Here is an 18,769-nt window from a genome sequence, read left to right as displayed (position 1 = left end):
CGCGAAGGGAACAAGGGTCCGATCCTAGGCAGAGCCCCCGGGGGCCCTCGGCGGCGATCAGGCGCCGATGCCGAGGCGCCGCAGCACCGGCAGGCGCCCTGAGGCAAAGGAGTCCCAGAACTCCTGGAGCTGGCCCAGGGCCTGGTCGGGGTCCTCGATCGGCTGCCCCTCGGGATCCTTCACACTGCCGCCCGCCATGGTGATGCCCATCCACACCATCTGGGCCACCCCCTCCGGAGGCAGGCCCGAATCGGCCACCTGCAGGAAGAACGACTCCAGCGGGCTGATGGTGACCGGCTGGTGCAGGACAGGGGAGAGCAGGGCACCGATCTCCTCGCCCGCCGTGATCTGGTCGAGGCAGCGCTGATTGAAAGCGGCGATCGAGTGCTTCAGCCCATCAGCTCCGTCCTCACGGCAGAAACCCGCGCCAATCACCCCCGCGCCGATCAGTATCGAGAGCCGCATCAGGAGGTCCTGCGGCTCCAGTGCGGATTGATCCAGGATCCACCCCACACTCTGGGGACCATCAGCGAGGGCGCCCTTCAAGGCCCGCATGAACTCGGGCTCAATGGCCAGGAGACCGAGACTCGTGGGGAACGCTTCGGCGTCATCGTCCGCTGCGACACCCAAATGGAGCAGCAGATCTGTCATGGCCTGGCGGCGCCATTGCCGCGTGGGGGGGCAGGGGCCCTTGCCGAACAGATCGCGCCGGAACGTCTGATTGATGGCCAGATCCTGCAGCACCTCCCGCATCGGTAGATCGACAGCCTCCATCACCTGGGAGCCCCTCTGGGGATCCAGCAGCTCCGGAAACATCTCCGGCAAGGTCGCCGAACCGATGTAGGTGAGGCCATGGGCACCGCAGAGCCGGTGCATCGGGCCCACATACAAGGGTTGGTGGGCCGGCTGGAATTCACCCACCAGATAGCCCTCCGGCATCGGCTCCAGACGGGCGGCCAGGGTCCTGAGTCCCGGCAGCTCCTGGCCGAGGGGCCAGTCCTGGTCCTCCGTGCCGGTGAGTCGGCTCAGCGTCTCAGCCGACTTGCGAATACCGGCCAGGGAGGTGCTGCCCCCCGCCCGCAGCGATTCCTCCACGCTCAGCATCTGCAGGGTGCTACGCGACAGCCAGCCCGGGTAGGTGTTGTAGGAGCAGTAGAAGATCCCACCGGGCCGCAGCAGTTCGCTCGCCGCGGCGATCAGAGCCGTTCTCACCTCCGCCCCCACCCAGCTCGCCACCCCATGGGCGACCACGACGTCGTAGGACTCGGGCCAGTCCCGGCAGGGGCCTCTGCTGGGCAGGCCGCCGGCAAAGGCCGTCAGATCCGCCAGGGCGAAATGCGCGTTGGTGAGGCCCAGCTCCTGAGCCTTGGTGGTGGCAGCGGCGATATGGGTCGGGTTCAGGTCCACGCCGTAGAAGCTGGCCTCGGGGTGGGCGGCCGCGTTGAACAGCAGGTTCAGCCCGTGGCCGCAACCGAAATCGAGGTACTGGAAGCCTCTGCCGATCAGGCCCGGATCGATCCTGTGGCGTCCCCCCATCAGCGTGGCCAGCACGAGCCAGGACACCGAAAGCTCCCGGTGCAGGAAAGCCTCGTAGGTCTTCTCGATGGGATAGGCGGGGGTGGGGTCCATCCCGGCGTTGCGGTGCAGTGAGCGCAGGATGCCTCAGGAACCGGGGCCTGCCACCTGGCGCAGGGTTCGTCGGCCCCACGGAGACGGCGCCTAAGCTCGTTTCAGTGCGTAACCGAGCCATGACCACCGAAACCGCCAGCCCCGAGACCGCCAGCCCCGAGACCGCCGACGCCGTGGCGCCCGCCGTGGAGAGCGACCCCCGCGCCCTGACGATCGAGAACGTGGAGCGGGTGCTCGACGAGCTGCGCCCCTACCTGATGGCCGATGGCGGCAACGTCGAGATCGTCGAGATCGACGGCCCGGTGGTGAAGGTGCGTCTGCAGGGCGCCTGCGGTTCCTGCCCCAGCAGCACCATGACCCTGAAGATGGGCATCGAGCGCAAGCTGCGCGAGGCGATCCCCGAAGTGAACGAAGTGGTGCAGGTGCTCTGAACCCTGCCGGAATGAACCCGGAATCGCCCCCCATCCGGGGGGCTTTTTTCATGGTCGGTTGTCAGCGTTCTCTTCCGATCCCCCCAGCCGATTGCTTCACGCTTCTCAAGCTCATCGGGCGGTCCGGTCGTACGTTGAAGGGGCAGCAGAAGTGCTGCAGCGAATGGGGTTCCTGTCCACGTCGGAGGAGGCCTGGAGCGATGACTGGTCGGCTGCTGCTGCTGACGCTGGCGGGCTCCCGCAGGTCCCGCGATGCCAGGGGCTTCATGGTGGCCTGCTTCCTGATCATCATGGCCGTGCTCCTCGGGGGGCTGGCCATGGCGAAGCGCTCCTCCATGGCGGAGCTGGCCTCGGCGTACCAGAGCCAGGCCCGGGATGCCCGGGCCGCCGCCGACATCGGCATGACGGCGGTGGTGAGTGAGCTGAACCGCCACCGCAACCGCCAGCTGCTGGTCAACGCCTGCCTGCTCGAGACGTCCACGCCCGCCGCCATCGCCGTCAACAACGCCGTCAAGGTGCCGGATGGCCGGGCCTTCGCCAACGTGGGCGCCACCTTCCCCACCGCCGGCGCCCTACCCACCGCCCAGACGATCAACGTCGGCGACGGCTCCCAGCAGCGCTGGCGGCTGGTGGATGTGGACTGCTCCGCCGCCACCGCCGCCAGCGTGCGCCAGGGCACCCTGGCCAACCCCATGACCGGGGTCGCCGCCGTGCCCCCCACCGCCGGCGAGCTCACCCTCACCGTGCGCGGCTTCGCCCTGCGCGGCGGCTCCGTCGTGGCCGCCAGCACCCTGCAGCAGACCCTGGAGGTGGTGCCCAAGTGCCTCGACCGCAGCCTGCGCGGCCTGGGGAACAGCTTCGGCAACGACATCCGCCGCTGCACCCTGGCCCCGGGCTTCGGCTTCGTGGCCGGCGCCGCCGACGACAACACCGGCGATCTGGTGATCTCCGGCGGCGCCTACAACCTCAACGTCGATCCGGTCACCTGCATTGCGTCCTTTGCCGGGGGCTGCGTCGACGGCCTGGCCCACACCAGCGTCAACGTGGTGGACGTCAACCTGCCTCCGCCCCTGCCCACCGCCAACGCCACCTGCCGCAGCACCTCGCCACCGGCCAGCTGCAACGTGACCGTGAGCAGCGACCTGACCCTGGCCAGCCGCGACTTCGCCAGCTGGCCCGCCCCCTGGAACACGCTCTGCACCCGCGAGGACGAGAACGGCGGCGCCTCACCCCCCGGCACGTTCCAGACCATCTCCTGCAGCCTCAACCGGCTCAGCACGGGCAACAACGTCGAACTGTTCTTCGACACCAGCGGCAGCACCGCCGCCAGCACGATCCCGGTGCGGCTGCACTTCCCCAACGCCTCCACCAGTGGGCAGAAAAGCGTCAGCCGGGGGAACGGCTCCTCCGGCATCTTCCAGTGCGACTCGGACGCCGGGGCCATCACCTGCTCCACCAGCACCCAGGGCGCCCCCCGCGCCGCCGACCTGGCCCTGTTCGGCTGCCGCCCCGGCGCGCCCGCCCCCTGCGGGGCCCAGTACCTGGATCTCGGCAACGGCAACGGCGCCTCCCAGAGCATGTTCCTCTACTTCCCCCTCGGCAGCATCGAGATGGGCGGCACCCCGGACTTCAAGGGGGTGATCTGGACCAACGATTTCCGGGCCAACGGCAACATCACCGTCACGATCTCCCCGACCGATCTGGAGAGCGTCTGCGGGCTGATGAAGTTCTGCGGCGGCGACGATTCCCTCTACGAATCCTTTGCGATCGATTACGTCACCAGGGCCGTCAGACGTCTCACCTACTCCTGAGCCACCGTGAAACCCCTCCATCCCGCTGCCTTCAATGCCACCCCCCTCCCCCCGCCCCGCCGCAGCCGCGGCGCCGGTGGCTTCTCCCTGGTGGAACTGATGGTGTCGTCGGTGCTGCTGGTACTGGCCCTCACCGGCACCTCGGTGCTGTTCGTGGAGTCGAACCGTTCCTCGGCGGCGGCGGAGACGCGCTACCGCCAGCAGGCCCTGGTGGACACCGATCTGGCCCGGGTGCGGCGGCTGAACGATCGCTACACCTGCAGCACCGGCACCTGCACCAGCCTCGGCAGTGTGGAGCTCTCCAAGAACGATTTCTTCCCGCCGCCCACGTCCACAGCCGCCAACGGCAACAGCAGCGCCGGCCAGCTCTTCGAGGCCCTGTGCAACTCCACCAGCCTGATCACCCAGCTGGTGGCTGACATCGGCGCCACCCCCTCGACCCTCACGGCGGCCGGGATCACCTACAGCATCGACAGCGCCAACCAGGGGCAGCAGACCGTCACCGAATTCGGCACCAACGTGGTGCGCAACCTTCACCGCTACACGATCACCTACACGAACAGCAGCAGCGGCGAACTGCTGCGCCGGGTCACGCTCGTGCCCACCACCGTCGCCTGGTGCCCCTGATGAAAAAACACCCCGCCAACGCCGGCTTCACCATGATCGAGCTCGTCGTGGTGGTGGTGATCGTGGGCATCCTCGCCGCCGTCGGGCTCACCGCCTCCGGCAATGAATGGCGGCGCGAGCGGGTCAATGCGGTGGCCACCGAACTGGCGGGCTGGCTGGAGGGGGTGCGGCGCACCTCCCTGAAGGGCAATGCCTGCCAGGTGACCATCAGCGGCGGCAACCTGACAGGCGGCGCCATCCTCGCCAGCGCCTCGGAGCTGATCGCCGGCACGGCCATCGCCAACCCGACCATCGCCAACAACTGCCTCACCGGCCAGCCGATGCAGATCAGCGAAACCCTCGGCTCCTCCACCTACACGATCGCCCCGGGCGGCACCACCAGCTTCAAGTTCACCCCCCGCGGCACGGTCAATGCCGCGGCCGCCGACACCCAGCTCAACGGCCCGGTGGTGATCCAGATCTCCCTGGCGGGCAGCGACGGGCCGATGCGCTGCGTACGCATCTCCGAAGGCCTCGGCCTGATCAGTGTGGGCGCCAGCAATTCCAGCGGCGGCACCTGCCCGGACAGCAGCTATGGAGGCACCCTCTGACGCCATGAACCACCCCATCTCCCACCTTCAGCACCAGCGGCGGCGCCCCCGGCACCGGGGCTTCACCATGGTCGAACTGCTGATCACCTCCGTGATCATGGGCGTGATCTTCGCCACCGGCAGCAACGTGATGGTGACCCAGATCCGGGTGTCCTCCCAGCAGGAATCGCTGCGGCGGCTGCAGGACCACTGGGGCCGCATCAACCACCTGCTGGACAGCGAGATCACCGAATCGGCCTCGGCCACGGCCGTCCCCGGCACGTCCCTCACCCTCACCCTGGCGGGGGGACAGACGATCACCTACGCCTACAACGGCGGCACCCGGACCATGACCCGGACGGGCCCGCCCATCAACGACAACGGCACCCTCAACCTCACGGGCGGCACGGCCAACGTGTCCTCGGTGCTGCTCACCAACGTCGACGCCTTCGCGCCCACCCTCAACAACAGCCGCGAACCGGCCTACACCCTGGCCCTCAGCGACGGCCTGGGGGCGTCGTTCACTGGGCTGTCGAGTTCCAGTCGCTCGCGCACCTCCAGCTTCCCCTGACCGCCGCCCCCATGCGTGCCCGCCCCCCGGCCCCGCGGCCGGCGCTCCTGCTGCCGTTCCTGTTGCTGCCGCTGCTGCTGCTGCTGCCGGGGTGCCGGCGGCCCACGGTGGAGGTGAGCGAGAGCCAGCGGACCGCCTGCCGCGGTGAGGCCGAGAGCGCCGCCACCCCCGAGGAGGCGCTGCGGCGAAACGCCGACTGCCTGGCCGCCGCGCTCCGGGACCACGACAAACCACCAGCCCCATCCGGCCCGCCGGTGGTGGCGCCGCCGCCGGCCCCGGCGCCGATCGATCGCTACCGCTACTGCCGGGTGCACCAGGAGGATGTGCAGGCCGCTTCGGCCAGGCTCACCAACGCCGCCAAGCCCTGGATGGTGGCCCAGAAGCACCACGCCCCCGGCAGCGAGGCGTACCGCGAGGCCCAGCAGGCCTACGACGCGGCGGTGGCGGAGCTGGAACGGCTGCTGCCGCCGGAGATCCGCAATGGCATGGATCTGCTGCCCACCGCCGCCGAGGCCTACAGCCGCTGCGATCGTCAGGTGCTGGAAGGAACCTCCGGTCCGTAGGCTGCCCCCAAGACGATTGGCTCTCCCGTGCTGGATCAGCGCCTGCTGCGCAACGACCCGACGCTGATCACCGGCCCCCTGGCGCGGCGCGGCATGGCCACCGACCTTTCAGGCCTGCGCCAGCTGGCCCTGGAGTCCCGCGACCTGGAGCAGCGGCGCAGTGAGCTGCAGGCGGAGGGGAACCGCATCGGCAAGGAGGTGGGCGAGCGGATCCGGGCCGGCGCCGCCCCGGGCGGCGAGGAGGTGAAGGAGCTGCGGGAGCAGGGCAACCGGATCAAGCGCCAGGTGGGGGAGCTGGAGGAGCAGGAGAAGGGGATCGAGACCCAGCTGCTGGAGCAGCTGATGGTGCTGCCCAACCTGCCCTCGCCCCTCTGCCCCAGCGGCCGCAGCGAGGCCGACAACGTGGAGGTGAAGCGCTGGGGCACACCGCGCGTTGCCGCCGGAGACGAGGAGCTCCAGGAGCACTGGCAGATCGCCGAACGGCTCGGCATCGTCGACACCGAGCGCTCGGTTCGCATCGCCCAGAGCCGCTTCGTCACCCTGCTGGGCCAGGGCGCCCGGCTGGAGCGGGCCCTGATCAGCTTCATGCTCGATCGCCACGGCCAGCGGGGCTACACCGAGGTGCTGCCGCCGGTGCTGGTGAACACCGCCAGCCTCACCGGCTCCGGCCAGTTGCCCAAGTTCGCCGAGGAGAGCTTCCGCTGCGCCGACGACGACCTCTGGCTCACCCCCACCGCCGAGGTGCCGGTCACGTCCCTGCATCGCGGCGAGGTGCTGGGCGCCGAGCAGCTGCCGCTGAAGTACGCCGCCTACACCCCCTGTTTCCGCCGCGAGGCCGGCTCCTACGGCCGCGACACCCGCGGCCTGATCCGCCTGCACCAGTTCAACAAGGTGGAGCTCTACTGGTTCGTGGCCCCGGAGGAATCGGAGGCGGCCCACGAGCAGCTCACCCTCGATGCGGAGGCGATCCTCGAGGCCCTGGAGCTGCCCTACCGGCGCCTGGAGCTGTGCACCGGCGATCTGGGCTTCTCCGCCGCCCGCACCTACGACCTGGAGGTGTGGCTGGCGGGCGCCGGCACCTACCGGGAGATCTCCAGCTGCAGCACCTGCGGTGATTTCCAGGCCCGGCGCGCCTCGATCCGCTTCCGCGACGGCAAGACCACCCGCCTGCTCCACACGCTCAACGGCAGCGGCCTGGCCGTGGGCCGCACCATGGCCGCCCTGCTGGAGGCGGGCCAGCAGCCGGACGGCAGCGTCAGGCTGCCCGGGGCGCTGGTGCCCTACTTCGGGGCCGAGGCCCTCACGCCGGCAGGGCCCCCAGCCGCCGCAGCTGGGGCAGCCGCAGGGCGATGAAGTCGGCGGTGATGCGTTCGATCGAGCGCATCTGGGCCTTGGGGTCCTCGACGACCGTCTTGTCGGCCTCCAGCAGCTGCACGCCCATCTGCTGCAAGCCCAGCAACACGCAGGTTCCCAGCATCGGCCCCTCCAGGCCCTCCGAGAGGGCCCGGTGGATCAGCACCTCCACCGGGGAGATGGAGGTCACCGCCCCCAGGCGGGGCACAAGGATGGAGGCGTAGGAGCGGCCCTGCTCGATCAGCTGGAACAGGGCGGCGTTGACGCGCTGGGCCTCGGGGGCCGCCGCCTCACCGGCGTCGCCGCGATCGAGACCGATCCGGTTGACGTGGAGCAGCATCGACACGATCAGCATCACCCCTTCGGGCGGCTTGTCGCTGAGGGCCCCCAGCTCGGCCAGGGTGCGCGGCTGGTCCTGGACAGCCGCTTCGATCGGTCCATAGACCTTCGGATCGCCGACCACCTGACCGAAGGTGGTGGTGAACAGATACGGTTCGTCGTCCTTCGGATCGCCGGCCTCCGCAGGCGGGCTCTCGAGCCGCTGCACCGCCAGCGTCGCCAGCCGCTCCTCGGCCTGAATCCGGGTGAAGGGGAGGGCCCCCTTGACGAACAGATCGCGGCGGAAGGCCTTGTTGGTCGCCAGATCGATCAGGGTCTGGCGGATCAGGGGGTTCTCCTCCTCGAGCACCGCCTCCTTCAGGGAGGGGGCCAGCAGCTCGTCGAACAGTTCCGGCAGGGTGGCGCTGCCGAGATGGCGCAGCTTGTGGCGGCTGCAGCGCCGGTGCATGTCGGCCACATAGAGGGGCTCCCAGCCTTCGCAGCCGTACTCACCGCAGAGGTAGTCGGGATTGTCCTGGCTGATCCAGGCCAGCTCCCCATCCAGGGAGGGGAAGGCGCTGCCCAGGGGCGTGGGCGCGTCCACGGTTCCGATCAGCCGCCGCAGGCTGGCGACGGTTCGTTGGATCGTCGCCAGGGGTTGGCTGGGGTCGCTGCGGCCCGATTCGAGGGCGTAGAGCTTCTGGAAGGCCGAGCGGGCCAGCCAGCCCGGATGGGTGTTGTAGGAGCAGTAGAACAGCCCCCCGGGCCTCAGGGCCAGGGACGCCAGCTCCAGCAGGGCCTCCTGCACCGATTCGCCGATCCAGGTGGCGATGCCGTGGGCGGTGACGTAGTGGTAGGGGCCGGTGTGCCCGGGCAGCCAGCCGAGCGGCGAGGGATCCCGCTGCAGGGCCACGAAATCCGCCTCGAGAAAGCGGATGTTGGTGAGGCCCAGCTGGGCCACGAGCCACTCGGAATGGCTGATGTGCTCGGGGTGGAAATCGACGCCGACGAACGATCCTTCGGGGTAGTTGGCCGCCAGCAAGGCGAGGCCGAAACCCATGCCGCTGCCGAGCTCGAGGTAGGAGAACGGGCTGCCTTCCCGCGGCCGCGGCGGCGTGTGCCCCTTGACGAGGGAGGCGAAATCCAGCCAGTTCGGGGCCAGTTCCCGGTAGGTGCCGCAGGTGTAGGTGGATTGCGAGTAGTAGCCGCGATCCCAGTGCATGGGGGCTCGCGCTAGCGGATGTAGTGATCGGCGCCGGCGGCCACGCGAATCTGCTGGGTCCGGGTGATGGCGTAGGTGGGCACCGCCAGGGTGACGTCGATCGTCGCCGAGCGGCAGTCGGCCGAGACGGTGGGGGTGAAGGCGGTGACGCCATCGAGCACCACGGCGTTGTTCTGGTTGCTGGCGACGGTGGGATCGAGCCGGCCGCTGGTGAGGATGCGCGGGCCATCCCGGAGCACCCGGCCGGTGCCGGCATCGAAGCGGTAGGTGATCACCCGCTCCACCGGGTCGGCGTTGGCCACATCCAGGGGCACCAGCAGGTTGAAGTTGGTGGCCGGGCCGGTGACCGTGGCACAGCTGATCGGGGTGGCGAAGGTGCCGGGCACGCAGACGGTGTCGTTGGCGGGAGGCGTGCCGGACTGCACCCGGCAGGCCTCGACGGCCTCGGAATTGAGCAGGTAGTTGAACTTGCTGAGATCCCGCTGCAGCTGCACCGACCAGATCGTGGCATTGGTGGAATTCAGGTGCGAGACGATCACCGAGGCGGCGGCGGCCACGGCGACTCCCCCCAGGACCGCGCCGATCAGCAGCTCCACCAGGGTGAAGCCCGAGGGGCGCAGGGGACGTAGACGGGTTCGGTTCATGTCAACGGACGCTCCAGTCGGTGCAGTCGGTGTTGGGGTTGCCGGTGGCGTTGTTGCGGCCCATGCGCTGCAGGCCGAGGGTGCCAGAGAGCCGCACGCAGCGCACCGGCACCTGGCCGGCCACGCTGATGCGCACGCTGATGTCGGTGGCGGCGCTGCCGGCATTGACGCCAGGTGCGGTGGTGCTGATCGCCCCCCGGGGGGTGAACCACCACTGCAGGGTGCCCGTCGAGGTCACCGTCGTCGCCACCGACGCGGCCACCTGGTAGTTCAGGTTGGTGTTGATGCCCGGCAGCCGCACGTCGGCCTCGGTGGCGCAGTTGGTGGGGGTGACGGAGGCCAGCACCGCACCGGGCGCCAGGGTGCCCGTGGTCACGGTCACCTGGCAGCTGACGCCGTTCTGTTCAGGGGAGCGGGAAATCAGATCCAGCCAGGCGGCGAGCTCCACCGTGGCGGCGTTGGCGCGCTCGCGGCGCCAGCTGTCCTGGGAGACGGTGAACAGCACAGAACTGACCACACCGATGATGGCCACCGTCACCATCAGCTCCACCACCGTGAAGCCACGGACGAGGCCAGCGACGGGTGCCTTCGGCAGGTGCGCTCTCATGGACACCAGCGGGCCATCGGCGGGGTGATGTTGGCCACCCGGGTCACCCGGGAATTGACCGTGTCGAAGAAGGTGACGCGGATGGTTCTGTTGGCCTGGACGGCGGGGGTCAGGGTTACCCCGGTGGGTCGGGGGATCACGATCGGGTCATTGATCGCCGTCACCAGGGGGTTCAGGAAGGCCCCGCTGGCGCAGAGCTGGTCGACGGCGGCCCGCTCATCGGAGGTGGCCGGACTGGTGCCGACGATGGTGGCGGTGGTGGCGGGGTCGTCCCGCTGGGGATAGAAGTAGCGGGAATCGAGCGGATTGTTGGTGGCGCAGTTCGAGGTGGTACCGAACGTGGTGGGCGGTGTCACGGTGCAGACGGAGGTGCAGCAGGTGAGCCGACCGCTGAGCTGCTTGATCTGGGCGATGCTGGAATCAATCTCCTGATCCATCGTCACCACCCGGCGGGCTTCCGCCGACGACCGGTTGACGCTGGTGAGGACCACCGCCGTGCCGGAAACGACGATCGAGAGCAGGATCACCAGCACCAGGGGTTCGACGATCGTGAACCCGCCGGCCCTCCAGACCCGTGGCTGGCGGGCCCACAGCCTGGAGGTTCCGTGGCGCGCCGGGGAGGCCATCACTGGTAGTTGCGGGAGGAGGACACGGCACGCGCCACCCAGTCAACGCCGGTCCACTGGACGTAGTCGGGGTTGAAACCGGTGGAGAAGGCCGCCGAGAGGCCCACCGAGGAGGACGGCGGAATCCGGAAGTGGAAGGCGCCGCAGGGCCGGAAGCTGCTCACCCAGATCCTGCCGTTGATGCTCCAGTTGTTGGGATCGGTGGCGAAGCCCGGGGGATCAACACCGGTGGAGCAGCCATCGGAGATCAGCCGCAGGTTGCCCCACGGGAAGTAGAACCAGGCCCGCGAAATCTTGCCGGTGCCCGATCCGGCGGCGGCCATGGTGATGAATTGCTGGCCGGGCGTACCGCTCAGGGAGCCGTTGTCGCGTCCGAAGAAGTTGAGGCGATCGGGAACGCCCACATCCGAATAGGGATCGGAATCGGGAATCTCTGTGGTGCAGTTGTCGGAGAGGGTGGCGCAGCGGAAATGCTGGATCGTGGCCGTGTCGCTCGCGGACATCAGAGGATCGGCGAACGTGGAACCCCGGATGTCACCGGTCTGGCTGTAATAGAAGGAGATCGGCCCACCGGTGGTGTCCATCCTCACGCCGCCGCCGCTGTCGAGATCGATGATCGGACCGACGCAGTGGAACCCAGGCAGGACGGTCTGGGGGGAGGTGGCGGTGTACTCGCAGAAGCTGTTCACCCCGCCCCGGGGGGCCAGCTGCACGTTATCGATGGTGACCGTTTCATTGGGCTCGAGTGCCGTGGTATTCACGAAGCGGATGCGGGTGTTGGCACCCACGTTGGCCGACGGAATCGGATCCGTGATGTAGGTCCGGGCCGTATTGGCGCTGGCGGTGGTGATGGTGCCGATCGTGACCCAGGTGGAATCGTTGCTGGAGGCCTGAACGCTGACAATGTCAGCCGCATCGAAGTTGAAGGCCCTGGCCTGGAATTTCAGCCGCGGACCTGAGGTCTCGAACCCGGTGAGGTTGATGCCGCGGCGAACGCTTACGGTGTTGATCGCCGTGATGGTGCCATCGACGCTTCCGAAGCGCAGCGCCTTGCTGGAGGCGCCGAAATCGGTGGCCGCGGCGATTCCCACCTTGCCGGCCGTGGTGCTCTGGGAGGCTCCCACCGGGTCCACCTCCACCCAGGGGCCCAGCACCGCACTGGTGGAAGGGTGCAGCCACTGGGCAGTGGCGGGCGTCACATTGGTGTTACCGCTGTTGCCGGAATAGTCGCCCGAATTGAAGTTATCGGCGATGCGATCATCCGACACATTCTCCCAGGAGGTGCTGGTGCACGTGGCGAGGGTGCAGACCTCCACCCTGGGGCGATTGACAGCCGTGGGGGTGGTGGGAGTGTTGGTGCGGAAGGTGAATCGCCAAGTGCCACTCGTGCTCTGCAGCCGCATGAGCGGATTGGGGTTGAACACATCGGTCGCGACAGTGGCCGTCGTGGTTGACGTGTTGGTCAGGGCACTGCCTGGGATGTTGTAGCTGCTGGCGATCGTGGCGGCCGCCCAGCCATTAGGGCTCCAGGTGTAGTAGTAGTTGCCGGCGGTCGTTTCGCTGCCGATGGTCGGCAGGGCGATGGTGCCGGGGATGATGGGAATGCCGGAGATGCTGCGGCCCAGCTTGTCGCTGGCGCTGCCGCACTGGGCGCAGTTGATGTTGCCCCACCAGCTGGCGTCGTTGGGGGTGCCGAGCGCGGTGCTGTTCACCGATTTGCTGTTCGGCGACACCCGCCAGTTGGCGCGGTCGAAGGTGGTGTCGCCTTTGTTGACGATGCCGATCATGCTCGTGATCTTCACCACCTGATTGGCCTTGTTCACCGTGGTGAACCGGTCGTTGGCCCAGTAGGAGAAATGGGTGCCGCCGTTGATGCCGGTGATCAGGCCGAACTCAACGCCGCAGGCCCGGTTGTCGGAGCCCAGGTTGGTGGCCGCGTTGGAGCCGAAGGAGGCCCCGCAGCACTTGGGCAGCACCTCGAATTCCCGGGTCACCGTGGCGGTGGCCACGGCTGTGCCCCCCCGCATCACCCGGCCCTGAACCTCGACGGTGATGAAGCCCCCGTTGGCCCCCGGCAGGGCAGCGCCGGTGCCGTCGGGGTCGTCAAGGTTGATCAGATCGCTGAAGTTGCCGGTGAAGCTTGGTCCCACATTGGTCACCCCGCCGGTCTTGGTGGAGGCCACCGAAATCGCCCGGCGGTTCGTATTGCCGGAGGGCCCCGCCGAGTAGATGACGCGCACCAGGGCGAACTGGCGATTGCCGCTGTTGACCGCGGTCGGGTTGTCGACATCGCGGAATTCACCGTCACCGAAGCTCTTGGCCTGGGTCGTGGGCTGGCCGGTGCCTCCCGGCCTGGTGGCGGTGCCGTCGGTGGTGACGCAGGGGCTCTGGAGGGTGGTGGTCGAGCCGGCCCAGGTGTTCATCGCCTGGCCCGAGACCAGCAGCTTGCGGTTCTGGGGCTGGTTCCAGGTGGCGATGATCTCGTCGATGCCGGCCTCGGCGGCGCTGCGCGCCTCACTGCTGGAGCCCTGCTCGCGGCTGCCCAGCAGGTTGCCGGCCACCAGGCTGGAAAGCCCCACGGTGCCGACCACCAGGGCCAGCAGCACCAGGATGCCGGCGAGCATGGAAAAACCCGCCTGACCTTGGCGCCGCTTCGGCGCGGTGGTCAGCAGGTGGAGCAGAAATCTGGCGTTCACGGCAGGACCGACGGTGGGCTGAACATCCATGCAGCCGATCCGGAAATCCTAAGCACGGAGAGCGCGGGCAGCACGGGCCTGGGGAAGGGTCGGCAAGGATTTCGCCCCCCGGGCTCAGCCGTCGACGTTGCCGCGCGTCTGCAGGGTCTGGTCGAAGTACTGGTCGAGCATGGTGCCGGGCAGCAGGGGGCCGTCGCTGAACGCCAGCCCGACCAGGGTGTTGTAGCTGCGGCTGTTCACCCACTGGACCCGCGCCGGCAGGGAGACGCTCTGGTGCTGCTCGTAGTCACTGATGTCGAGCAGCACCTCCTCGTCGGCTGTCACCTCGAGGGATCCCCGTCGCACCACGCAGGCGCCCGTGCGGCTGACGTCGCCCACCGTCACATAGACCGTGCGGCCCGTGGACAGCCGGATGCTGGCCGAAACACCCCCGGGCAGGGCGTGGCGCAGCGAGGTGCGCAGCTCCTGGAGCTCACCATTGGCCTGCTCCTCCAGCCCCTCTTCCTGGGTTGGTTGCCCAGCGGTCGGTTGCCCAGGGGTTGGTTGTTCACCGGTCTGTTGCTCGGCCATGCAGGCAGACCCGCCCATCGATAAGGGCATGCTATCCCTCCCCTCCGGCGGCGCCAGCGTCCCGGTGCCATGGCGGTTCCCGCAGAATGGGGCCAATGGAGCCGGGAAACTGAATGGGTGTACTGACGGCGCTGGCGATCCTGGCGGGCCTGATCGTGGTGCACGAGGCCGGCCACTTCTTCGCCGCCACCTGGCAGGGCATCCGGGTCAGCGGGTTCTCGATCGGCTTCGGGCCCGCCCTGATCCAGCGGAAGCGGCGCGGCGTCCTGTTCGCCCTGCGGGCCATCCCCCTGGGCGGTTTCGTGGCCTTCCCCGACGACGAGGACGACAGCACCATCGCCGCCGACGATCCCGATCTGATGGGTAACCGGCCCCTGCCCCAGCGGGCCCTGGTGATCGCCGCCGGCGTGATTGCCAACCTGCTCCTGGCCTGGGGCGTGCTGCTGGCCCAGGGGCTGGTGCTCGGCATCCCCTCCGGCTTCAGCACCACCCCCGGTGTGGTGGTGGCCGCCGTGCAGCCCGGCCAGGCGGCCGCCGGCTCCGGCCTCCAGCCCGGCGATCGCATCGTCGCGGTCGACGGCACTCCCCTGGCCGGCGGCCAGGACGCGGTGATGGCTCTCGTGGAGCGCATCAAGGACGCCCCCGGCCGCACCCTGCGCCTGCAGGCCGACCGCAACGGCTCCCTCCTGCAGCTGCCCCTCACGCCCTCCGACAGCGACGGCATCGGCCGCATCGGCGCCCAGCTGCAGCCGAACGGCACCGAGTCCTTCCGCCCGGCGACATCCCCGCTGGAGCCGATCCAGCAGGCCAACCACGACTTCCTGGCGCTCACCCGCCGCACCGTGGAGGGCTTCGGCACCCTGCTCACCCACTTCGGCGAAACCGCACCCCAGGTGTCGGGGCCGGTGAAGATCGTCGAGATGGGGGCCTCCCTGGCCAGCCAGGGTGGCAGCAGCCTGTTTCTGTTCACCGCCCTGATCTCGATCAACCTGGCGGTGCTCAACGCCCTGCCCCTGCCCCTGCTGGACGGCGGCCAATTCGCCCTGCTGCTGCTGGAGGGGGTGCGGGGCCGGCCCCTGGCCGACCGCTACCAGATGGCCTTCATGCAGTCGGGCTTCGTCTTCCTGGTGGGCCTCTCCCTGGTGCTGATCGTCAAGGACACCAGCCAGCTGCCCGCCATCCAGCAGCTGCTCAGCCGCTGAGGTGCCCCGCTTCCCAAGCCCCCGCACCCGGGCACCCCTGATCCTCGAGCGGCTCGGCGTCCTCTATCCGGAGGCCACCTGCTCCCTCGACTGGCGCACCCCGTACGAGCTGCTGGTGGCCACCATGCTCTCGGCCCAGTGCACCGATGAGCGGGTCAACAAGGTGACCCCGGCCCTGTTCGCGCGCTTCCCCGATGCGGCGGCGGCCGCCGCCGTCGAAAGCGACGCCGTGGAGCCCTACGTGCAGTCGACCGGCTTCTACCGCAACAAGGCGAAGCACATCGTGGCCGCCTCCCGCCTGCTGATGGAACGCCACGGCGGGGAGGTGCCGGCATCGATGGAGGAGCTGCTGCCCCTGCCGGGGGTGGCCCGCAAGACCGCCAACGTGGTGCTGGCCCACGCCTTCGGCATCAACGCCGGCGTCACCGTCGACACCCACGTGAAGCGGCTGGCCAACCGCCTGGGCCTCACCCGCCACAGCGACCCGAAGAAGATCGAGCCCGACCTGATGAAGCTGGTGCCGCGGCCGGAGTGGGAGACCCTCTCGATCCGGCTGATCTTCCATGGCCGGGCCGTCTGCGTGGCCCGCAAGCCCCGCTGCGCCGGCTGCGGCCTGGCGGACCTCTGCCCCAGTCACCCGGGCCCCTGACCAGGGTCGGCCTGGGTGAACGGGGCGGGCCAGACGGTACGATGGCGGGCTGAAGTTTCCCCCTCCTCCGGCCGCATGGCTAAGAAGTCGATGATCGCGCGTGACGTGAAGCGCCGCAAGATCGTGGAGCGCTTCGCAGCGCGCCGTGCCGCCCTCAAGGAGGCCTTCGATGCGGCCGGCGATCCGATGGAGCGCCTGGAGATCCACCGCAAGCTGCAGTCGCTGCCCCGCAACAGCGCCCCCAACCGCATCCGCAACCGCTGCTGGGCCACCGGCAAGCCCCGCGGCTACTACCGCGATTTCGGCCTCTGCCGCAACCAGCTGCGCGAGCGCGCCCACAAGGGTGAGCTCCCCGGCGTGGTCAAGTCCAGCTGGTGAGCCGGGGGCTCCAGCCCTTTCACCGCAACGGCTTTCGGTCGCATCAGGCGCCCCGCGAGGGCGCCTTCTTCATGGCCTGGAACGGCGGATGCGAGAATGGTCGGCGACAACAAAACGGACATAACGCCCAGTGCAAGGACACACTCAGTCGATCTCCTTCGATGGTCGGGAGATCCGGCTGACCAGCGGCCGATTTGCGCCCCAGGCCGGGGGCTCGGTGATGGTGGAATGCGGCGATACAGCGATTCTGGTCACCGCCACCCGCTCGAAAGGCCGGGAAGGCATCGATTTCCTGCCGCTGATCTGCGATTACGAGGAGCGTCTCTACGCCGCCGGGCGCATCCCGGGCAGCTTCTTTCGCCGGGAGGCCCGCCCCCCCGAGCGGGCCATCCTCACCTGCCGCCTGATCGACCGGCCGATGCGGCCCCTGTTCCCGGGCTGGCTGCGGGACGACCTGCAGATCGTCGCCACCTGCATGTCCCTCGATGAGCGGGTTCCGCCCGACGTGCTCGCCGTGACCGGCGCCTCGATGGCCACCCTGCTGGCGAAGATTCCCTTCATGGGCCCCATGGCCGCCGTGCGGGTGGGCCTGCTGGGTGACGACTTCGTCCTCAACCCCAGCTTCCGGGAGATCGAGCGCAGCGAGCTCGACCTGGTGGTGGCCGGCACCCCCTCCGGCGTCGTGATGGTGGAAGCGGGCGCCAACCAGCTGCCCGAACAGGACGTGATCGAGGCCATCGACTTCGGCTACGAAGCCGTGGGCGAACTGATCCGGGCCCAGCTGGCCCTGCTCAAGGAGCTCGGCATCGAGCAGGTGCTGCCCGAGGAGCGCAGCGAAGACCCCGCCCTGCCCGAGTTTCTGGAGAAGGAATGCGCCAAGGGCATCGGTGAGGTGCTCAAGCAGTTCGGCCAGACCAAGGCCGAACGGGACGAGAAACTCGACGCCATCAAGGCCGAGGTGGGCGAGAAGATCGCCGCCCTCGGCGGCGAGGACCCCATCAAGGTGGCCGTGAGCAGCAACGGCAAGCTGCTGGGCAACACCTACAAGGGCCTCACCAAGAAGCTGATGCGCCAGCAGATCATCGTCGAGGGCAAGCGGGTCGATGGCCGCAGCCTCGACGAGGTGCGTCCCATCCAGGCGGCCGTCGGCGTGCTGCCCAAGCGGGTGCACGGGACGGGCCTGTTCCAGCGGGGGCTCACCCAGGTGCTCTCCTGCGCCACCCTCGGCACCCCGAGCGACGCCCAGGAGATGGACGACCTCAACCCCATCAGCGAGAAGACCTACCTGCACCACTACAACTTCCCCCCCTATTCGGTCGGTGAGACGCGGCCGATGCGCTCCCCCGGTCGCCGCGAGATCGGCCACGGCGCCCTCGCCGAGCGGGCCCTGATCCCCGTGCTGCCCTCCAAGGAGAGCTTCCCTTACGTGCTCCGGGTGGTGTCGGAGTGCCTCAGCTCCAACGGCTCCACCTCGATGGGCTCGGTCTGCGGCAGCACCCTGGCCCTGATGGACGCCGGCGTGCCCCTGGCGGCCCCGGTGAGCGGCGCGGCCATGGGTCTGATCAAGGAGGGCGAGGAGGTGCGCATCCTCACCGACATCCAGGGCATCGAGGACTTCCTCGGCGACATGGACTTCAAGGTGGCCGGCACCGAGAAGGGCATCACCGCCCTGCAGATGGACATGAAGATCTCAGGCCTGGCCGTCAAGACCATCGCCGACGCGATCAACCAGGCCCGTCCGGCCCGGCTGCACATCCTCGGCAAGATGCTCGAGGCCATCGACAAGCCCCGCGAAGTCCTTTCCCCCCACGCCCCGCGCCTGCTCAGCTTCCGCATCGATCCGGAACTGATCGGCACGGTGATCGGCCCCGGCGGCCGCACCATCAAGGGCATCACCGAGCGCACCAACACCAAGATCGACATCGAGGACGGCGGCATCGTCACGATCGCCAGCCATGACGGCGCCGCCGCCGAAGAGGCCCAGCGCATCATCGAGGGCCTCACCCGTCGCGTCAGCGAAGGGGAGGTGTTCAACGGTTCGGTCACCCGGGTGATCCCGATCGGTGCCTTCGTGGAGATCCTGCCCGGCAAGGAGGGGATGATCCACATCTCCCAGCTCTCCGAAGCCCGGGTGGAGAAGGTGGAGGACGTGGTCAACGTCGGCGACCAGGTGACGGTGCGGGTGCGGGAGATCGACAACCGCGGCCGCATCAACCTCACCCTGCGGGGCGTTCCCCAGCAGGAGCCGGCGGCGGTCTGATCGCTGCGGGGGCCTGGCCGTGCGGCCGGGCCCTCAGCCCTAA

Annotated in this window: 18 protein-coding genes; 11 read left to right on the top strand and 7 right to left on the bottom strand. The window is 68.9% G+C overall.

The genetic code is table 11. The annotated features are described in order from the left end of the window. Positions 1–57 precede the first annotated feature (57 nt). Positions 58–1,629 (bottom strand): class I SAM-dependent methyltransferase, encoded by a 1,572-nt coding sequence (locus tag KUG38_RS01675; protein ID WP_216918763.1) that lies wholly within the window; start codon positions 1,627–1,629, stop codon positions 58–60. A gap of 119 nt (positions 1,630–1,748) precedes the next feature. Between KUG38_RS01675 and KUG38_RS01670 the strand changes: the two genes are divergently transcribed. The 7 genes from KUG38_RS01670 (at position 1,749) to serS (ending at position 7,554) form a co-directional block, all read left to right on the top strand. After that, positions 1,749–2,060 (top strand): NifU family protein, encoded by a 312-nt coding sequence (locus tag KUG38_RS01670; RefSeq protein WP_502988674.1) that lies wholly within the window; start codon positions 1,749–1,751, stop codon positions 2,058–2,060. Positions 2,061–2,260: 200 nt separating this feature from the next. Then, positions 2,261–3,871 (top strand): hypothetical protein, encoded by a 1,611-nt coding sequence (locus KUG38_RS01665; protein WP_216918762.1) that lies wholly within the window; start codon positions 2,261–2,263, stop codon positions 3,869–3,871. A 6-nt stretch (positions 3,872–3,877) separates the two neighbouring features. Continuing rightward, a complete protein-coding gene (locus tag KUG38_RS01660) occupies positions 3,878–4,498 on the top strand; it encodes a type IV pilus modification PilV family protein (protein WP_216918761.1) in 621 nt (206 codons plus the stop codon). Then, on the top strand, positions 4,498–5,088 hold the full coding sequence (locus KUG38_RS01655; RefSeq protein ID WP_216918760.1) for a pilus assembly FimT family protein: 591 nt from the start codon (positions 4,498–4,500) through the stop codon (positions 5,086–5,088). The genes KUG38_RS01660 and KUG38_RS01655 overlap by 1 nt, the downstream gene beginning before the upstream one ends. A gap of 4 nt (positions 5,089–5,092) precedes the next feature. Continuing rightward, on the top strand, positions 5,093–5,638 hold the full coding sequence (locus tag KUG38_RS01650; protein WP_216918759.1) for a PulJ/GspJ family protein: 546 nt from the start codon (positions 5,093–5,095) through the stop codon (positions 5,636–5,638). 11 nt (positions 5,639–5,649) lie between these two features. Further along, positions 5,650–6,201: a hypothetical protein gene (locus KUG38_RS01645; protein ID WP_216918758.1), complete on the top strand. Its 552-nt coding sequence runs from the start codon at positions 5,650–5,652 to the stop codon at positions 6,199–6,201. Between the two features lie 27 nt (positions 6,202–6,228). Beyond that, complete coding sequence (gene serS, locus KUG38_RS01640) at positions 6,229–7,554, top strand: serine--tRNA ligase (protein ID WP_216918757.1); 1,326 nt, start codon at positions 6,229–6,231, stop codon at positions 7,552–7,554. Here the strand turns inward: serS and KUG38_RS01635 are convergent. The 6 genes from KUG38_RS01635 to KUG38_RS01610 all read right to left on the bottom strand — a co-directional run bounded on the left by KUG38_RS01635 (position 7,502) and on the right by KUG38_RS01610 (position 14,237). Beyond that, positions 7,502–9,094, bottom strand: coding sequence for a class I SAM-dependent methyltransferase (locus tag KUG38_RS01635; RefSeq protein WP_216918756.1), 1,593 nt, complete (start codon positions 9,092–9,094; stop codon positions 7,502–7,504). The genes serS and KUG38_RS01635 overlap by 53 nt on opposite strands. A gap of 11 nt (positions 9,095–9,105) precedes the next feature. Beyond that, positions 9,106–9,738 carry a prepilin-type N-terminal cleavage/methylation domain-containing protein gene (locus KUG38_RS01630; RefSeq protein ID WP_216918755.1) on the bottom strand — a complete coding sequence of 211 codons (633 nt, stop codon included), beginning with the start codon at positions 9,736–9,738 and terminating at the stop codon, positions 9,106–9,108. Between the two features lies 1 nt (position 9,739). Then, entirely contained in the window at positions 9,740–10,345 is a 606-nt protein-coding gene (locus tag KUG38_RS01625; protein ID WP_216918754.1) for a type IV pilin protein, read from the bottom strand. Continuing rightward, positions 10,342–10,971 carry a hypothetical protein gene (locus KUG38_RS01620; RefSeq protein WP_216918753.1) on the bottom strand — a complete coding sequence of 210 codons (630 nt, stop codon included), beginning with the start codon at positions 10,969–10,971 and terminating at the stop codon, positions 10,342–10,344. The genes KUG38_RS01625 and KUG38_RS01620 overlap by 4 nt, the downstream gene beginning before the upstream one ends. Then, a complete protein-coding gene (locus KUG38_RS01615) occupies positions 10,971–13,697 on the bottom strand; it encodes a type IV pilus modification PilV family protein (protein WP_216918752.1) in 2,727 nt (908 codons plus the stop codon). The genes KUG38_RS01620 and KUG38_RS01615 overlap by 1 nt, the downstream gene beginning before the upstream one ends. A gap of 84 nt (positions 13,698–13,781) precedes the next feature. Next, positions 13,782–14,237: a PilZ domain-containing protein gene (locus KUG38_RS01610; protein WP_216918751.1), complete on the bottom strand. Its 456-nt coding sequence runs from the start codon at positions 14,235–14,237 to the stop codon at positions 13,782–13,784. Positions 14,238–14,350: 113 nt separating this feature from the next. Between KUG38_RS01610 and rseP the strand changes: the two genes are divergently transcribed. The 4 genes from rseP (at position 14,351) to KUG38_RS01590 (ending at position 18,726) form a co-directional block, all read left to right on the top strand. Then, a complete protein-coding gene (gene rseP, locus KUG38_RS01605; protein WP_216918750.1) occupies positions 14,351–15,439 on the top strand; it encodes an RIP metalloprotease RseP in 1,089 nt (362 codons plus the stop codon). A gap of 1 nt (position 15,440) precedes the next feature. Beyond that, on the top strand, positions 15,441–16,088 hold the full coding sequence (gene nth, locus KUG38_RS01600) for an endonuclease III (RefSeq protein ID WP_216918749.1): 648 nt from the start codon (positions 15,441–15,443) through the stop codon (positions 16,086–16,088). 75 nt (positions 16,089–16,163) lie between these two features. Next, positions 16,164–16,466, top strand: a complete 303-nt coding sequence (rpsN, locus tag KUG38_RS01595; protein ID WP_043325519.1) for a 30S ribosomal protein S14 — start codon at positions 16,164–16,166, stop codon at positions 16,464–16,466. Positions 16,467–16,596: 130 nt separating this feature from the next. Further along, positions 16,597–18,726, top strand: coding sequence for a polyribonucleotide nucleotidyltransferase (locus tag KUG38_RS01590; RefSeq protein WP_216918748.1), 2,130 nt, complete (start codon positions 16,597–16,599; stop codon positions 18,724–18,726). The last annotated feature ends 43 nt before the right edge of the window (positions 18,727–18,769 follow it).

Origin of the sequence: Synechococcus sp. CCAP 1479/9 (assembly GCF_019038535.1) — a bacterium.
Lineage (GTDB): Bacteria > Cyanobacteriota > Cyanobacteriia > PCC-6307 > Cyanobiaceae > Cyanobium.
Note: the sequence above shows the minus strand (reverse complement) of the source record. Positions and strands in the feature narration are given on the sequence as shown.